Raw genomic sequence first — 16,503 nt, 5'->3', positions numbered from 1 at the left:
TAACTCCTGTAACAAGGAAGACGATCAAGGATGTCGCACTCTTTTGAAACGAGTCCCGGCGGTCGTTGTTTACCTTAGCCCATGTCATGGTCGCTGAACGAACCTGAACACAAGCTGAAACGTAATAGCGAAACAGTCACTAAATATGACCAGAACCGTCCAATGCGTCATATCTTAGCCGCAAGCCGACTCGAACGAAATGCCCTTTTCAGGGCGCCGCGTTCAGACCGCTGCCGCCAGATCCGGCTTCTCGCCAAGCAATGGCGTGTGCTGATCCGCCAGCCAACGCGCCACCAGCGGCCAGACCTCAGCCTGCGCTGCCTTGCTGACCAGCATCTCGACATGCCCGAACTGATCGTTGAAACCCTGTTCACGGCCCAGGTTGATGAACTGCTTGTGCTCGGAGCCGATCTGTTCGAACAGTTTCTGGCACGCCCAGGCCGGATCCTGATGATCGCCCGCCGCGCTCACTGCCAGCACCGGCACCTGCACATCGGCAAGGCCCGCCCACCAATCCTTGTCCTTGTCGCCGAAACGGCCGAACAGTCCATACCAGCGCATGCTTTCCAGCGCCAGGCCGATCGGCTCGTCCTCGGGGCCGCGCTTGAGCCGCGAACCAGACAATTGGGCAAAACGCTTGAGAATGAAGCGCCCGCTCCACTCCACCGGCGGAATTTTCAGCGGCCAGTACGTGCGGCTGACCTGGGTGCCGAAAAACGCCGCCGAGGCCACCGCCGGTTCACCTAGGTATTCGCCGCCCAGCGCGGCTGCCAACGTGATGCCACCCAGCGAGTGGCCGATCCAGTGCGGAATCTGCCCGCTCTGCTCCCGGACGAACGCGGCGATGGCCGGCAGATCGTAACGGGCATAGTCGGCGACGCGGTTGCGGCGGTAGTCCTCGTTGCGCTGGGACAGACCGTGACCGCGCATTTCCGGGATCCACACATCGAAGCCCAGCCGCGTGAGATACGCGCCCAGGCCCAGGCCCTTCGGCGAAAACCAGAAGCGCCGGTTGGAAAAACTGCCGTGCAGCAAGATCACCGGCACGCCGCGCGACGCCGGCTCATCGGCCATGCCGAGACGAGTCACCGCGATTTCCACGGACCAGTCAGGGCTGTTGCCCGGTTTCAAACGGTAAACGTCTTCGCTCAGATCACCGCGCCGTTCGGCGCTGATCAGGGCGACAGGAAATAGGTTGCTGCTGCTTTGCATAATGCTCTTGCACAAAAAAGGGCGGCATCCGGAGAGCTCGCCCTACTTCAATCTTAAAGCCCCGACCCGGTTCAACGGGCCGGGGCTTCATTCACGGCTTATTCCGCCGCCTGGCCTTCGGCAAGGAAGAACCAGGTTTCCAGCACGGTGTCCGGGTTCAGCGACACGCTTTCGATGCCCTGCTCCATCAGCCACTTGGCCAGGTCCGGGTGGTCCGAAGGGCCCTGACCGCAGATGCCGATGTATTTGCCGGCCTTGTTGCACGCGGCAATCGCGTTGGCCAACAGCTTCTTGACCGCCGGATTACGCTCGTCGAACAGGTGCGCGATGATCCCGGAGTCACGGTCCAGACCCAGTGTCAGCTGAGTCAGGTCGTTGGAGCCGATCGAGAAACCGTCGAAGAATTCGAGGAACTCTTCAGCCAGGATCGCGTTGGATGGCAGTTCGCACATCATGATCACGCGCAGACCGTTGTCGCCACGCTTGAGGCCATTCTCGGCCAGCAGATCCACCACCTGGCTGGCTTCGCCAAGGGTACGGACGAACGGCACCATGATTTCGACGTTGGTCAGGCCCATCTCGTTGCGCACGCGTTTCAGCGCACGGCACTCGAGTTCGAAGCAGTCGCGGAACGATTCGCTGATGTAACGCGACGCGCCACGGAAGCCCAGCATCGGGTTTTCTTCTTCCGGCTCGTAGAGTTTGCCGCCGATCAGGTTGGCGTATTCGTTGGACTTGAAGTCCGACAGACGCACGATGACCTTCTTCGGTGCGAACGCAGCGGCCAGGGTGCTGATGCCTTCAACCAGCTTCTCGACATAGAAGCCGACCGGATCGTCGTAACCGGCGATGCGCTTGTCGACGCTTTCCTTGATGTCCTGTGGCAGGCCGTCGTAGTTCAACAGCGCTTTCGGGTGCACGCCGATCATGCGGTTGATAATGAATTCCAGACGGGCCAGGCCCACACCGGCGTTCGGCAGCTGCGCGAAGTCGAAGGCGCGGTCCGGGTTGCCGACGTTCATCATGATCTTGAACGGCAGTTCCGGCATGGCGTCGACGGAGTTCTTCTTGATGTCGAAACCCAGTTCGCCTTCGAAGATGTAACCGGTGTCGCCTTCGGCGCAGGACACGGTCACGCCCTGGCCATCCTTCAGCAGTTGGGTGGCGTTGCCGCAACCGACAACAGCAGGAATACCCAGCTCACGAGCAATGATCGCCGCGTGGCAGGTACGGCCGCCACGGTTGGTGACGATGGCGCTGGCGCGCTTCATGACCGGTTCCCAGTCCGGGTCGGTCATGTCGGAGACCAGTACGTCGCCCGGCTGAACCTTGTCCATCTCGGAGACGTCCTTGATGATCCGCACCTTGCCGGCGCCGATGCGCTGGCCGATGGCACGACCTTCCACCAGCACGGTGCCGGTCTCTTTCAGCAGGTAACGTTCCATGACGTTGGCCTGGGTGCGGCTCTTCACGGTTTCCGGACGGGCCTGCACGATGTACAGCTTGCCGTCGTCACCGTCTTTGGCCCACTCGATGTCCATCGGGCAGCCGTAGTGCTTCTCGATGATCATCGCCTGCTTTGCCAGCTCGCTGACTTCAGCGTCGGTCAGGCAGAAACGCGCGCGTTCGGCCTTGTCGACATCAACGGTTTTCACGGAACGACCGGCCTTGGCCTCGTCGCCGTAGATCATCTTGATGGCCTTGCTGCCCAGGTTGCGGCGCAGGATTGCCGGACGACCGGCTGCCAGCGTGCCCTTGTGGACATAGAATTCGTCCGGGTTCACCGCGCCTTGTACGACGGTTTCGCCCAGGCCGTAGGCGCCGGTGATGAACACCACGTCACGGAAGCCGGATTCGGTATCGAGGGTGAACATCACACCGGCGGTGCCGGTTTCCGAACGCACCATGCGCTGCACGCCAGCGGACAGGGCGACCAGTTTGTGGTCGAAGCCCTGGTGGACGCGGTAGGAAATGGCACGGTCGTTGAACAGGGAAGCGAACACTTCCTTGGCCGCGCGGATGACGTTTTCCACGCCACGGATGTTCAGGAAGGTTTCCTGCTGACCGGCGAACGAAGCGTCCGGCAAGTCTTCGGCGGTGGCGGAGGAACGCACGGCCACGGCGACGTCAGGATTGCCGGCCGACAGCGCGGCGAACGCGGTGCGGATCTCGGTGTTCAGTTTTTCAGGGAATTCGGCTTCCATGATCCATTGGCGGATCTGGGCGCCGGTCTTGGCCAGGGCATTGACGTCATCGACGTCCAGCGCATCAAGGGCCTTGTGGATCTGATCGTTCAGACCGCTCAGTTCCAAGAAGTCGCGATAGGCTTGCGCCGTGGTGGCGAAGCCGCCGGGGACCGAAACACCGGCACCGGCCAGGTTACTGATCATCTCGCCCAGGGATGCGTTCTTGCCCCCCACATGCTCAACATCGTGTTTGCCGAGCTTATCGAGGGAAACTACGTACTCTACCAAGGTGATCTCTCCACTAACTGTGTTGGAAAAGCTCAGAAACCGGCAGCTCGGGGGAGCGTTGGCCGGCTGTATGGCCTGGACCTGGAAAATAAGTGAGAATGCGGGCCAATGGCGGCCGGCAAATCGCGCCTATCATATCCAAGATTCGTCACTAGCTTAAGGCCCAAGGTGCAAATGAAACGATCTGCTTTCTTTATCTCCGATGGCACCGGCATCACCGCCGAAACCCTGGGTCAAAGCCTTCTGGCGCAGTTCGAAAACATTACCTTCAGCAAATTCACGCGCCCGTACATCGACAGCGTTGAAAAAGCGCGGGCCATGGTACAACAAATCAACAAAGCCGCTGAAACCGACGGTTTCCGGCCGATCATCTTCGACACCATCGTCAATCAGGACATTCGTGAGATTCTCGCAACCTCCAATGGTTTCATGATCGACATCTTCTCGACGTTCCTCGCCCCGCTCGAGCAGGAACTGACCGAGCATTCTTCCTACACCGTCGGCAAATCCCACTCCATCGGTCACAACTCCAATTACATGGAGCGGATCGAGGCGGTGAACTTCGCCCTCGACAACGACGATGGCGCCCGCACCCACTATTACGACAAGGCCGACCTGATACTAGTGGGCGTGTCGCGTTGTGGTAAGACGCCGACGTGCCTGTACATGGCGATGCAGTTCGGCATCCGCGCGGCCAACTACCCGCTGACCGAAGACGACATGGAACGCCTGCAACTGCCGGCCGCCCTGCGCGCCCACCAGCACAAGCTGTTCGGCCTGACCATCGACCCGGACCGCCTTACCGCGATCCGCAACGAACGCAAGCCCAACAGCCGCTATTCGAGCTACGCCCAGTGCGAGTTCGAGGTGCGCGAGGTGGAAAACCTGTTCCGCCGCGAGAACATCCCGAACATCAACTCCACGCATTTCTCGGTAGAAGAAATTTCCGCGAAGATCCTCGTGGAAAAAGGCGTGGAGCGGCGCTTCAAATAACCAATAAATCGACAAACCGGTTCACCGGCGTGGTTTCAAGCCGCGCCTGATCCTTGCACAGCGCAAGAATCTCCCCGCTGCGCTGCCCGGTGAAACGGGTGGCCAGATTTGCCCTGAACTTGTCCTCCAGCAATGGAATGCCCTCGGCGCGACGCCGGCGATGGCCGATCGGGTATTCCACCACCACGTTCTCCGTGCTCGAACCGTCCTTGAAAAACACCTGCACCGCGTTGGCAATCGAGCGTTTGTCGGCCTCCAGGTATTCACGGGTGAAGCGCGGATCCTCGACGATGACCATTTTCTCGCGCAGCACATCGATGACCGGATGGGCCTTGTGGAAATCGTCTTCGTACTGCTCGGCCACCAGATTGCCGAACGCCAGCGGCACGGCGGTCATGTACTGGAGGCAGTGATCGCGGTCGGCGGCATTGGCCAGCGGCCCGATCTTGGAAATGATGCGAATCGCCGATTCGTGGGTGGTGATGACGATCCGGTCGATCTCATGCAGACGATTACGCACCTGCGGGTGCAAGGTCACGGCGGCTTCGCAGGCGGTTTGCGCGTGGAATTCGGCGGGGAAGCTGATTTTGAACAGCACGTTCTCCATCACGTAGCTGCCGAACGGTCGGGAAAAACTGAAGGCGCGCTTGTCTTCGGGCTTGAGCGCCAGATCGTTGTTGGTGTGGCTGAACAAAACGTCGTAAAAGCCCCATTGTTTGGCACTCAAGACGCCGGGGATTCCCATTTCGCCGCGCATCGCGATATCCGCCAGCCGCACGCCCCGGCTCGATGCATCCCCAGCCGCCCAGGATTTGCGTGAACCGGCGTTCGGCGCATGGCGGTACGTGCGCAATGCCTGGCCGTCGGCGAACGCGTGGGACAACGCCGATAACAGCTGCTCACGGTTGGCGCCCATCAGTTTGGCGGTCACGGCAGTCGAGGCCACCTTCACCAGAATGACGTGGTCGAGGCCTACGCGATTGAACGAGTTTTCCAGCGCGATCACGCCCTGGATTTCGTGGGCCATGATCATCGCTTCGAGTACATCGCGCACCGTCAGCGGCGTTTCACCATTTGCCAGACGCTTTTGCGACAGGTGATCGGCCACCGCGAGAATCCCGCCGAGGTTGTCCGACGGATGCCCCCATTCGGCGGCGAGCCAGGTGTCGTTGTAATCGAGCCAGCGCACGATGCAGCCGATGTCCCACGCGGCTTTGATTGGGTCGAGGCGATAGGACGTGCCTGGAACTCGGGCGCCGAATGGGACGACGGTGCCTTCGACGATGGGGCCAAGGTGTTTGGTGCACTCGGGGAAACGCAGAGCCAGCAGGCCGCAGCCCAGCGTGTCCATCAGGCAGTTGCGGGCGGTGTCGAGGGCTTCGGCAGATTCGATCTTGCAGGTGAGGACGTAATCGGCGATGTCCTGCAGGACACGGTCGTAGTCGGGGCGGTTGTTCAGGTCGACGTTGGCGCTCATGTTCGATTCACTCTTGGAAGTGGTTCGTTGATGGGACCTCGGTTCAGGGCTAATTTTTCTTGTTATTGAAATGCGTAAAGCGCTGAGAGCGATCAGGTTCGCTCTCAGCGACTGTGCGTTAGAACGAATCTCCAGGCACGCGGACGAAACCTTCCATCAGTACCCGCGCACTACGGCTCATGATCGCTTTCTTCACAACCCATTCGCCATTTTCAAGGCTGGCCTCAGCCCCCACACGCAACGTCCCGGACGGATGCCCGAACCGCACGGCATTGCGTTCAACGCCGCCGGCCGCCAGGTTTACCAAGGTGCCGGAGATCGCTGCGGCGGTGCCGATCGCCACCGCCGCCGTCCCCATCATCGCGTGGTGCAGCTTGCCCATCGACAACGCCCGCACCAGCAAATCCACATCCCCAGCGCCAATGGCTTTGCCACTGGATGCCACGTAATCCGCAGGTTTGGCAACGAACGCCACTTTCGGCGTGTGCTGACGCTTGGCCGCTTCATCCAGACTGGAAATCAGCCCCATGCGCAAAGCACCGTAGGCACGAATGGTCTCAAACATCTGCAACGCTTTCGGATCGCTGTTGATCGCGCTCTGCAGCTCGGTGCCGGTGTAACCGATGTCTTCGGCGTTAACGAAGATCGTCGGGATACCCGCGTTGATCATGGTCGCCTTGAACGTGCCGACGCCCGGCACCTCCAGCTCATCGATCAGGTTGCCGGTGGGGAACATCGAGCCACCGCCGCCCTCTTCTTCCGCCGCCGGGTCCATGAATTCGACCTGGACTTCGGCGGCCGGAAAGGTCACGCCGTCGAGTTCGAAATCGCCGGTTTCCTGGACTTCGCCATTGGTGATCGGCACGTGGGCAATGATCGTTTTACCGATATTGGCCTGCCACACGCGAACCACCGCCACACCGTTGTGCGGAATGCGGCTGGCGTCCACCAGACCGTTGCTGATGGCGAACGAACCGACTGCCGCCGACAGGTTGCCGCAGTTGCCGCTCCAGTCCACGAACGGCTTGTCGATCGACACCTGACCGAACAGGTAATCGACGTCGTGATCGGCCTTGATGCTTTTCGACAGGATCACGGTTTTGCTGGTGCTCGAGGTGGCGCCGCCCATGCCGTCGATCTGCTTGTCGTACGGGTCGGGGCTGCCGATGACCCGCAGCAACAGCGCATCACGGGCCGGGCCGGGAATCTGCGCCGCTTCGGGCAGATCCTTGAGGCTGAAAAACACGCCTTTGCTGGTGCCGCCACGCATGTAGGTAGCGGGGATTTTGATCTGCGGTGCGAAATTAGCTGCGTGAGCCATGGTGCTCCTTAACGAAGACATGGGACTTGAAGCCCCATGCCCACATCAGTTGATTTAAACGGCAACCGCCGACTCTTCGAGGAAGTCCTGAGCGAAGCGCTGCAACACGCCGCCGGCCTCGTAGATCGACACTTCTTCGGCGGTGTCGAGGCGGCAGGTCACCGGCACATCGACGCGTTCACCGTTCTTGCGATGGATTACCAGCGTCAGGTCGGCGCGCGGCGTGCGCTCACCGATCACGTCATAGGTTTCGCTGCCGTCGATGCCCAGGGTCTTGCGGTCGGTGCCCGGTTTGAATTCCAGCGGCAACACGCCCATGCCCACCAGGTTGGTGCGGTGGATACGTTCGAAACCTTCAGCGGCGATCGCTTCCACACCCGCCAGCCGCACGCCTTTGGCTGCCCAGTCCCGGGACGAACCCTGACCGTAGTCGGCGCCGGCGATGATGATCAGCGGCTGCTTGCGCTCCATGTAGGTTTCGATGGCTTCCCACATGCGCATCACTTTGCCTTCCGGCTCGACACGGGCCAGGGAGCCCTGCTTGACCTTGCCGTTTTCCACAACCATTTCGTTGAACAGTTTCGGGTTGGCAAACGTTGCGCGCTGCGCGGTCAAGTGGTCGCCACGGTGGGTCGCGTAAGAGTTGAAGTCCTCTTCCGGCAGGCCCATTTTCGCCAGGTACTCACCGGCGGCGCTGTCGAGCATGATCGCGTTCGACGGCGACAGGTGATCGGTGGTGATGTTGTCCGGCAGCACCGCCAGCGGGCGCATGCCCTTGAGCGGTCGCGCCCCGGCCAGCGCGCCTTCCCAGTACGGCGGACGGCGGATGTAGGTGCTCATCTCGCGCCAGTCGTACAGCGGCGTGACTTTCGGGCCTGTGTCTTCATGGATGGCGAACATCGGGATGTAGACCTGACGGAACTGCTCGGGCTTGACCGAGGATTTCACCACCGCGTCGATTTCTTCGTCGCTCGGCCAGATGTCTTTCAGGCGAACTTCCTTGCCGTCGACCACGCCCAGCACGTCTTTTTCTATGTCGAAACGAATAGTTCCGGCAATCGCGTAGGCCACCACCAGCGGCGGCGAAGCGAGGAACGCCTGCTTGGCGTACGGGTGAATCCGCCCGTCGAAGTTGCGGTTGCCAGACAGCACAGCGGTCGCATACAGATCGCGGTCGATGATCTCTTGCTGGATCACCGGATCCAGCGCGCCGGACATGCCGTTGCAGGTGGTGCAGGCAAACGCGACGACGCCGAAACCGAGCTGCTCCAGCTCCGTGGTCAGCCCCGCTTCATCGAGGTACAGCGCCACGGTTTTCGAACCCGGCGCCAGCGACGACTTGACCCACGGCTTGCGGGTCAGCCCGAGCTTGTTGGCGTTGCGCGCCAGCAGGCCGGCGGCGATCACGTTGCGCGGGTTGCTGGTGTTGGTGCAACTGGTGATGGCGGCGATGATCACCGCGCCGTCAGGCATTTGCCCCGGCACGTCTTCCCACTGACCGGCGATGCCTTTGGCCGCCAGATCCGACACCGCCACACGGGCGTGCGGGTTGCTCGGGCCGGCCATGTTGCGCACCACCGAAGACAGATCGAAGGTCAGGCCGCGCTCGTATTGCGCGCCTTTCAGGCTGTCGGCCCAGAGACCGATCTGCTTGGCGTATTGCTCGACCAGCTGAACTTGCTGGTCTTCGCGACCGGTGAGTTTCAGGTAATCGATAGTCTGCTGGTCGATGTAGAACATCGCCGCCGTGGCGCCGTATTCCGGGGCCATGTTGGAGATGGTCGCGCGGTCGCCGAGGGTCAGTGCCGAAGCACCTTCGCCGAAGAACTCCAGCCATGCGCCGACCACTTTCTGTTTGCGCAGGTATTCGGTCAGCGCCAGCACCATGTCGGTGGCGGTGATGCCCGGTTGCAGCTTGCCGGTCAGTTCGACGCCGACGCTTTCCGGCAGGCGCATCCACGACGCGCGGCCGAGCATCACGCTTTCGGCTTCCAGACCACCGACACCGATGGCGATCACGCCCAGCGCATCGACGTGCGGGGTGTGGCTGTCGGTGCCGACGCAGGTATCCGGGAATGCCACGCCGTCGCGCACCTGAATCACCGGAGACATTTTCTCCAGGTTGATCTGGTGCATGATGCCGTTGCCCGGCGGGATCACGTCGACGTTCTTGAACGCCTTCTTGGTCCAGTTGATGAAGTGGAAGCGGTCTTCGTTGCGACGGTCTTCGATGGCGCGGTTCTTCTCGAACGCCTGGGCGTCAAAACCGCCCGCTTCAACCGCCAGCGAGTGGTCGACGATCAGTTGGGTCGGCACCACCGGGTTGACCTGCGCCGGGTCGCCGCCCTGCTGGGCAATCGCGTCGCGCAGGCCGGCCAGATCCACCAGCGCGGTCTGGCCGAGAATGTCGTGGCACACCACGCGAGCCGGGAACCACGGGAAGTCGAGGTCGCGTTTGCGCTCGATCAGTTGTTTCAGGGAATCGGTGAGCGTGGCCGGGTCGCAGCGACGCACGAGGTTTTCCGCCAGCACGCGAGAGGTGTACGGCAGGGTGTCGTAGCTGCCGGGCTGGATCGCATCGACAGCCGCGCGGACGTCGAAAAAGTCCAGCGGCGTGCCGGGCAGGTTCTTGCGAAATTCTGTGTTCATCGGTCAGGACTCGGTCACGGTAGTTTCAAAGAGGGGGCGCCTGTGCCGGCGCCCTCCCCGGTCAGCGCTGGTCGATTGGCACGAACTTGCGCTGTTCGACGCCGGTGTACTCGGCGCTTGGACGGATGATGCGGTTGTTGGCGCGCTGTTCGAACACGTGCGCTGCCCAGCCGGTCAGGCGCGAGCAGACGAAGATCGGGGTGAACAGCTTGGTCGGGATGCCCATGAAGTGGTACGCCGAGGCATGGTAGAAGTCGGCGTTGGGGAACAGTTTCTTTTGCTCCCACATGGTCTTGTCGATGGCTTCCGAAACCGCGAACAACACCTTGTCGCCCACTTCGTCGGCGAGTTTTTTCGACCAGCCCTTGATCACCTCGTTGCGCGGATCGCTGTCCTTATAGATCGCGTGGCCGAAGCCCATGATCTTGTCCTTGCGTTCGAGCATGCCGAGGGTGCCTTTGATCGCCTCTTCCGGCGACGAGAAGCGCTCGATCATTTCCATCGCCGCTTCGTTGGCGCCACCGTGCAGTGGGCCGCGCAACGAGCCGATGGCCGCCGTGACGCAGGAATACAGATCTGACAGGGTCGAAGCACACACCCGAGCGGTAAAGGTCGAGGCGTTGAATTCGTGCTCGGCGTAGAGGATCAGCGACACGTTCATCACTTTGACGTGCAGTTCGCTCGGCTTCTTGTCGTGCAGCAGGTGCAGGAAGTGGCCGCCGATGGACTGCTCGTCCGTTACGCAATTAATGCGTTTGCCGTCGTGGCTGAAGCGATACCAGTAGCACATGATCGCCGGGAACGCGGCCAGCAGGCGGTCGGTCTTGTCGCGTTGCTCGGAGAAATCTTTCTCCGGCTCGATGTTGCCCAGGAACGAGCAACCGGTGCGCATCACGTCCATCGGGTGGGCGTCGGCGGGGATGCGTTCCAGCACTTCTTTCAGTGCTTGTGGCAGGTCGCGCAGCTTGCTCAGCTTGCCTTGATAGTCGGCGAGCTGTGCCTTGGTCGGCAGTTCTCCGTAGAGCAGCAAGTACGCCACTTCTTCAAATTGTGCGTCTGCCGCCAGTTCGCGCACGTCGTAGCCGCGATAGGTCAGCCCGGCACCGGCCTGGCCCACGGTGGACAGTGCGGTTTGCCCGGCAACCTGGCCCCGGAGCCCGGCGCCACTGAGTACTTTTGCTTCGGCCATTGTTGTCTCCAATCTTGAATTTATTAGGGAGTACGGTTGCGGCTTACTTCTTCGCCGCAAACAACGCGTCGAGCTTCTGCTCGAAGGTGTGGTAATCGATGCGATCGTAGAGCTCCATGCGAGTCTGCATGGTGTCGATGACATTCTGCTGAGTGCCGTCGCGGCGGATCGCGGTGTAGACGTTTTCCGCGGCCTTGTTCATCGCGCGGAACGCCGACAGCGGGTACAGCACCAGCGACACATCGGCGCCGGCCAGTTGCTCGGTGGTGTACAGCGGCGTCGAGCCGAATTCGGTGATGTTGGCCAGGATCGGCGCTTTCACGCGGCTGGCGAACAGCTTGTACATCTCGAGTTCAGTGATGGCTTCCGGGAAGATCATGTCGGCGCCGGCCTCGATGCACGCAGCGGCGCGATCCAGTGCCGATTCCAGACCTTCAACGGCCAGGGCGTCGGTGCGGGCCATGATCACGAAACTGTCGTCGGTGCGGGCATCGACGGCAGCCTTGATGCGGTCGACCATTTCCTGCTGGGTCACGATTTCTTTATTAGGGCGGTGACCGCAGCGTTTGGCGCCGACCTGGTCTTCGATGTGAATCGCCGCCGCGCCGAACTTGATCATCGACTTGACGGTGCGGGCCACGTTGAACGCCGAGGCGCCGAAACCGGTGTCGACGTCCACCAGCAGCGGCAGGTCGCAGACGTCGGTGATGCGGCGCACGTCGGTCAGCACGTCATCCAGGCCGGTGATGCCCAGGTCCGGCACGCCGAGGGAGCCGGCAGCCACCCCGCCACCCGACAGGTAGATCGCCTTGAAACCGGCGCGCTTGGCCAGCAGCGCGTGGTTGGCGTTGATCGCCCCGACCACTTGCAGCGGATGTTCGCTGGCGACCGCATCGCGGAAACGCTGGCCTGGAGTGCTCTTGTTGGAACTCATGACTCACCTCGTTCAGTGGCTGTCTTATTGTCGGCGCCGTCCTGGTAGTGACGGGCGATGTTGCGTTTCGAGGCGCCGATGTGACGGCGCATCAACAATTCCGCGAGCTCGCCGTCACGGTCGGCGATGGCATCGAGAATCCGGTGGTGTTCGGCAAAGGCCTGGCGCGGGCGGTTGGGCGTGGTGGAAAACTGGATGCGGTACATGCGCACCAGTTGATAGAGCTCGCCGCAGAGCATTTGCGTGAGGGTGCGGTTGCCGCTGCCCTGGATGATCCGGTAGTGAAAGTCGAAATCGCCTTCCTGCTGGTAGTAGCCGACACCGGCCTGGAAGGCTGCATCGCGTTCATGGGTTTCCAGCACCCGGCGCAGTTCGTCGATTTCTTCGACGCTCATGCGTTCGGCCGCCAGACGGCAGGCCATGCCTTCGAGGGATTCACGGATTTCGTAGAGTTCGAGCAATTCGGCGTGGCTCAGCGACACCACCCGCGCACCGACGTGCGGTACGCGCACCAGCAGGCGCTGGCCTTCCAGCCGGTGGATCGCCTCGCGCAGCGGCCCGCGGCTGATGCCGTAGGTGCGCGCCAGTTCCGGCTCGGAGATCTTGCTGCCCGGGGCGATCTCGCCTTTGACGATGGCCGCCTGGATGCGTCGGAAGACGTTTTCCGAGAGCGTCTCGGAATCGTCGCCGTTGATCACCGGGGGATCGAGTTGATCCAGCATATTGTCGACACCTTCAAATCCAATGCGGCAAAAACTAGCGAACCAGCCCGCATCAGTCAAAGGATAAATACAGATTGTCGACAATCGTCTAATAAGCCTTCATATCAGCCCCAAGGGTTATAGACCGGTCCCGCCGCTGGCGCCATAAAACCACCGTGCTAGAATGCCGCCCGCATTTGCGAGTCATTTGCACGGCTTGTCATAAAAAGCTGATAGGCACACGAAGGCGCATGGGCAGACAGGATTTCCTGATGCCATGGCCCTGAACCGAGAACGGAACGCTGCTCGCCAGGATTTATGAGACTCAAGCCCTTCCCCACATTCTTTGCACTGTTTTGCCTGCCCGGCCTCGCCGCGGCGGGGGAAAAGACCGTGTACGGCCTCAACGAATACGCTGCCCTCGACGGGATCAACCTGGAAGTGGCGGCGAAACTCGACACCGGGGCGAAAACCGCCTCCCTGAGCGCCCGCGACATCAAACGTTTCAAACGCAACGGCGAGTCCTGGGTACGTTTCTACCTGGCCATCGACGCCGCGCATTCGCACCCGATCGAACGGCCGCTGGCCCGGGTCAGCAAGATCAAGCGCCGCGCCGGCGACTACGACCCTGAAGAAGGCAAGAAGTACACCGCGCGCCCGGTGATCGAGCTGGACATCTGCATGGGTTCGGCAATGCGCAGCATCGAAGTGAACCTGACCGACCGTAGTGCGTTCCAATACCCGCTTTTGATCGGCTCCGAGGCGCTGAAACGCTTCGATGCGCTGGTCGATCCCAGTCTTAAATACGCTGCCGGCAAACCCGCCTGCGCCATCGCCGCTCATACCGCCGAGTAATTTCCATGCGTTCTCTAACCTTCCACCTGAAAGTCCTGATCACCATCCTGGTGTTGCTGGGCGTTTCGGTTACGGCCTATCAGATTTTCGTGCTCGGCATTCCAGTGACCGAAGACGCCACCGACGACCTGTGGAACATCGACGCCAAGGTCGAGTTCGTCGCCAGCACCAAGGATCCGGTGAAGATCCAGATGTTCGTGCCGCCCTTGAGCCGCGATTACGTCAGCCTCAATGAGAGCTTCATCTCCAACAACTACGGCGTGGCGGTCAACCGTGTCGACGGCAACCGCAAGGTCACCTGGTCGGCACGCCGGGCCAAGGGCAACCAGACCCTTTATTACCGCCTGGTGCTGACCAAGCGTTACACCGCCGAGAAAACCAAGATCAAAGGCCCGACCTTCCGCGACAGCATGGCCATCGAAGGCCCGGAAAAGATTGCCGCCGAAGCCCTGCTCGCCCCGATCCGCCAGCACTCGGCCGACGTCGAGACCTTCATTGGCGAAGCGATCAAACGCGTCAACAACGTCAACGACGACAACGTGAAACTGCTGCTGGCCGGCGATCCGTCGACGCCGCACAAAGCCAAGATTGTCGAACTGCTGCTGTCCATCGCCCACGTGCCGGTGGAGAAAGTCCACACCATCCGCCTCGTCGCCGATCAGCCGCAAACTCCGGAACTGTGGCTGCGCAGCTTCAACGGCACCGACTGGCTGTACTTCAACCCGGAAACCGGCGAACAAGGCCTGCCGACCGACCGCCTGCTGTGGTGGAGCGGTGATGAAAACCTGATCACTGTCGACGGCGGCAAGAAGGCCAACGTGACCTTCAGCCTGAACAACAGCGAGATGAACGCGATTCGTCTGGCCAAGCTGACCGACGAAAACACCGACGCCAACTTCCTCGAATACTCGCTGTACGGCCTGCCGCTGCAAACCCAGCAGACGTTCATGATCATGGTGATGATCCCGATCGGCGTGCTGGTGATCCTGATCCTGCGCAACCTGATCGGCCTGCAGACCCTCGGCACGTTCACACCGGTGCTGATCGCCTTGGCCTTCCGCGAGACGCAACTGGGCTTCGGCATCCTGCTGTTTACCGTGATCACCGCGCTCGGGTTATCGCTGCGCTCGTATCTGGAACACCTGAAGCTGCAAATGCTGCCGCGCCTGTCGGTGGTGCTGACGTTCGTGGTGGTGCTGATCGCGGCGATCAGCCTGTTCAGTCACAAACTCGGTCTGGAGCGCGGGCTGTCGGTGGCGCTGTTCCCGATGGTGATTCTGACCATGACCATCGAACGTCTGTCGATCACCTGGGAAGAACGCGGCGCCAGCCATGCCATGAAAGTGGCGATCGGCACGCTGTTCGCAGCGTCCCTGGCGCACTTGATCATGACCGTTCCTGAGCTGGTGTACTTCGTGTTCACCTTCCCGGCGATCCTGCTGATCCTGGTGGGCTTCATGCTGGCCATGGGTCGTTATCGCGGTTATCGCCTGACTGAACTCGTACGTTTCAAGGCTTTCCTGAAGAAGGCTGACGCCTGATGTTCGGTTTCTGGAAGACCTGGAAGGCCTTGGAAGCCCGGGGCATCATGGGCATCAATCGGCGTAACGCCGACTACGTGCTCAAGTACAACAAGCGCAGCCTGTACCCGATCGTCGATGACAAGATCATCACCAAGGAACGCGCGATCAAGGCCGGCATTCACGTGCCGGAACTGTATGGCGTGATTTCCACGGAGAAGGAAATCGACAAGCTCGGCGAGATCATCGGCGGGCGCAACGACTTCGTGATCAAGCCGGCCCAGGGCGCCGGCGGTGACGGCATCATCGTCATCGCCGACCGTTTCGAGGGCCGCTATCGTACGGTGTCGGGCAAGATCATTGCCCACGAAGAGCTGGAGCATCACATCTCCAGCATCCTCACCGGTCTGTATTCGCTGGGCGGCCACCGTGATCGGGCGCTGATCGAATACCGGGTGACCCCGGACCAGATCTTCAAGAGCATCAGCTACGAAGGCGTGCCGGACATCCGCATCATAGTGCTGATGGGTTACCCGGTGATGGCGATGTTGCGTCTGCCGACCCGTCAGTCCGGGGGCAAGGCCAACCTGCACCAGGGCGCCATCGGCGTCGGCGTCGACCTGGCCACCGGCCTGACCCTGCGCGGCACCTGGCTGAACAACATCATCACCAAACACCCGGACACCACCAATGCGGTAGACGGCGTGCAACTGCCCTACTGGGACGGTTTCATGAAGCTCGCGGCCGGTTGTTATGAGCTGTGTGGTTTGGGCTATATCGGCGTAGACATGGTGCTGGACCAGGAGAAAGGCCCGCTGATTCTGGAGCTGAATGCGCGGCCGGGGCTGAATATCCAGATTGCCAATGATTGCGGGCTGACGTTGCGTACCCATGCGGTGGAAGCGCATCTGGAAGAGCTCAAGGCGCGCGGCGTGACGGAGTCGGTTGAAGAGCGGGTGGCGTTTGCTCAGGAGTTGTTTGGGCATATTCCGGCGGTCGAGGGCTGAAGCTCAGAAGCAAAAGCACCCTCACCCCAGCCCTCTCCCGGAGGGAGAGGGAGCCGACGGTGTTGAACATTCGAGTTACATCGACCTGAATGACCGAGTCGAACTCAGGCTTTGAAAAGCATGAAGATCTGCTCCCTTCCCCCTCTCCCCCTTTGGGGGAGAGGGCTGGGG

12 protein-coding genes are annotated in these 16,503 nt (G+C 61.2%); 4 read left to right on the top strand and 8 right to left on the bottom strand.

All coding sequences use genetic code 11. The features are described from left to right. Window positions 1-222 precede the first annotated feature (222 nt). Together AC07XZ_RS18020 and ppsA are read right to left on the bottom strand one after the other, a co-directional pair. Window positions 223-1,212 carry an alpha/beta fold hydrolase gene (locus AC07XZ_RS18020; RefSeq protein ID WP_007951983.1) on the bottom strand — a complete coding sequence of 330 codons (990 nt, stop codon included), beginning with the start codon at window positions 1,210-1,212 and terminating at the stop codon, window positions 223-225. Between the two features lie 98 nt (window positions 1,213-1,310). Next, window positions 1,311-3,686 (bottom strand): phosphoenolpyruvate synthase, encoded by a 2,376-nt coding sequence (ppsA, locus tag AC07XZ_RS18015; protein WP_102686938.1) that lies wholly within the window; start codon window positions 3,684-3,686, stop codon window positions 1,311-1,313. Window positions 3,687-3,860: 174 nt separating this feature from the next. Between ppsA and ppsR the strand changes: the two genes are divergently transcribed. Continuing rightward, window positions 3,861-4,679 carry a posphoenolpyruvate synthetase regulatory kinase/phosphorylase PpsR gene (ppsR, locus tag AC07XZ_RS18010; protein ID WP_007951980.1) on the top strand — a complete coding sequence of 273 codons (819 nt, stop codon included), beginning with the start codon at window positions 3,861-3,863 and terminating at the stop codon, window positions 4,677-4,679. On the opposite strand, the gene prpD is transcribed toward ppsR, so the two are convergent. From prpD to AC07XZ_RS17980, 6 genes are all read right to left on the bottom strand, one after another. Beyond that, complete coding sequence (gene prpD / locus AC07XZ_RS18005) at window positions 4,672-6,156, bottom strand: 2-methylcitrate dehydratase (RefSeq protein ID WP_102686937.1); 1,485 nt, start codon at window positions 6,154-6,156, stop codon at window positions 4,672-4,674. The two genes, ppsR and prpD, sit on opposite strands and share 8 nt — an antisense overlap. A gap of 118 nt (window positions 6,157-6,274) precedes the next feature. Beyond that, window positions 6,275-7,477 carry a 2-methylaconitate cis-trans isomerase PrpF gene (gene prpF, locus AC07XZ_RS18000; RefSeq protein WP_102686936.1) on the bottom strand — a complete coding sequence of 401 codons (1,203 nt, stop codon included), beginning with the start codon at window positions 7,475-7,477 and terminating at the stop codon, window positions 6,275-6,277. A 54-nt stretch (window positions 7,478-7,531) separates the two neighbouring features. Further along, complete coding sequence (acnD, locus tag AC07XZ_RS17995) at window positions 7,532-10,126, bottom strand: Fe/S-dependent 2-methylisocitrate dehydratase AcnD (protein WP_102686935.1); 2,595 nt, start codon at window positions 10,124-10,126, stop codon at window positions 7,532-7,534. A 61-nt stretch (window positions 10,127-10,187) separates the two neighbouring features. Next, the gene (gene prpC / locus AC07XZ_RS17990) at window positions 10,188-11,315 is read right to left on the bottom strand and encodes a bifunctional 2-methylcitrate synthase/citrate synthase (RefSeq protein WP_102686934.1); all 1,128 of its coding nucleotides are present in this window, start codon (window positions 11,313-11,315) and stop codon (window positions 10,188-10,190) included. Between the two features lie 43 nt (window positions 11,316-11,358). Further along, a complete protein-coding gene (gene prpB, locus AC07XZ_RS17985; RefSeq protein WP_007951973.1) occupies window positions 11,359-12,249 on the bottom strand; it encodes a methylisocitrate lyase in 891 nt (296 codons plus the stop codon). Continuing rightward, entirely contained in the window at window positions 12,246-12,968 is a 723-nt protein-coding gene (locus tag AC07XZ_RS17980; protein WP_173892848.1) for a GntR family transcriptional regulator, read from the bottom strand. Before AC07XZ_RS17980 ends, prpB begins: the two co-directional genes overlap by 4 nt. 300 nt (window positions 12,969-13,268) lie before the next feature. Here AC07XZ_RS17980 and rloA point away from each other — a divergent pair, with 300 nt between their 5' ends. The 3 genes from rloA to AC07XZ_RS17965 are packed head-to-tail and all read left to right on the top strand — an operon-like array spanning window position 13,269 to window position 16,332. Next, entirely contained in the window at window positions 13,269-13,805 is a 537-nt protein-coding gene (rloA, locus tag AC07XZ_RS17975) for a retropepsin-like aspartic peptidase RloA (protein ID WP_011333239.1), read from the top strand. Between the two features lie 5 nt (window positions 13,806-13,810). Next, window positions 13,811-15,346: an osmotic stress tolerance membrane protein RloB gene (rloB, locus tag AC07XZ_RS17970; RefSeq protein ID WP_007951967.1), complete on the top strand. Its 1,536-nt coding sequence runs from the start codon at window positions 13,811-13,813 to the stop codon at window positions 15,344-15,346. Next, window positions 15,346-16,332, top strand: coding sequence for an alpha-L-glutamate ligase-like protein (locus AC07XZ_RS17965; RefSeq protein WP_085747914.1), 987 nt, complete (start codon window positions 15,346-15,348; stop codon window positions 16,330-16,332). Before rloB ends, AC07XZ_RS17965 begins: the two co-directional genes overlap by 1 nt. Window positions 16,333-16,503 lie beyond the last annotated feature (171 nt).

The organism is Pseudomonas sp. GW458-11-26-14-LB4 (genome assembly GCF_059423925.1).
The sequence above is the reverse complement of the archived record's forward strand: the minus strand, read 5'-3'. Positions and strand labels throughout refer to the sequence as shown.

What these genes read in the sequence shown, in the direction of transcription:
- prpF (WP_102686936.1), bottom strand. Translation starts at nt 7,477, where the DNA reads ATGGCTCACGCAGCTAATTTCGCACCGCAGATCAAAATCCCCGCTACC.
- prpB (WP_007951973.1), bottom strand. Translation starts at nt 12,249, where the DNA reads ATGAGTTCCAACAAGAGCACTCCAGGCCAGCGTTTCCGCGATGCGGTC.
- rloB (WP_007951967.1), top strand. Translation starts at nt 13,811, where the DNA reads ATGCGTTCTCTAACCTTCCACCTGAAAGTCCTGATCACCATCCTGGTG.
- AC07XZ_RS17965 (WP_085747914.1), top strand. Translation starts at nt 15,346, where the DNA reads ATGTTCGGTTTCTGGAAGACCTGGAAGGCCTTGGAAGCCCGGGGCATC.
- acnD (WP_102686935.1), bottom strand. Translation starts at nt 10,126, where the DNA reads ATGAACACAGAATTTCGCAAGAACCTGCCCGGCACGCCGCTGGACTTT.
- ppsR (WP_007951980.1), top strand. Translation starts at nt 3,861, where the DNA reads ATGAAACGATCTGCTTTCTTTATCTCCGATGGCACCGGCATCACCGCC.
- prpC (WP_102686934.1), bottom strand. Translation starts at nt 11,315, where the DNA reads ATGGCCGAAGCAAAAGTACTCAGTGGCGCCGGGCTCCGGGGCCAGGTT.
- prpD (WP_102686937.1), bottom strand. Translation starts at nt 6,156, where the DNA reads ATGAGCGCCAACGTCGACCTGAACAACCGCCCCGACTACGACCGTGTC.
- rloA (WP_011333239.1), top strand. Translation starts at nt 13,269, where the DNA reads ATGAGACTCAAGCCCTTCCCCACATTCTTTGCACTGTTTTGCCTGCCC.
- AC07XZ_RS18020 (WP_007951983.1), bottom strand. Translation starts at nt 1,212, where the DNA reads ATGCAAAGCAGCAGCAACCTATTTCCTGTCGCCCTGATCAGCGCCGAA.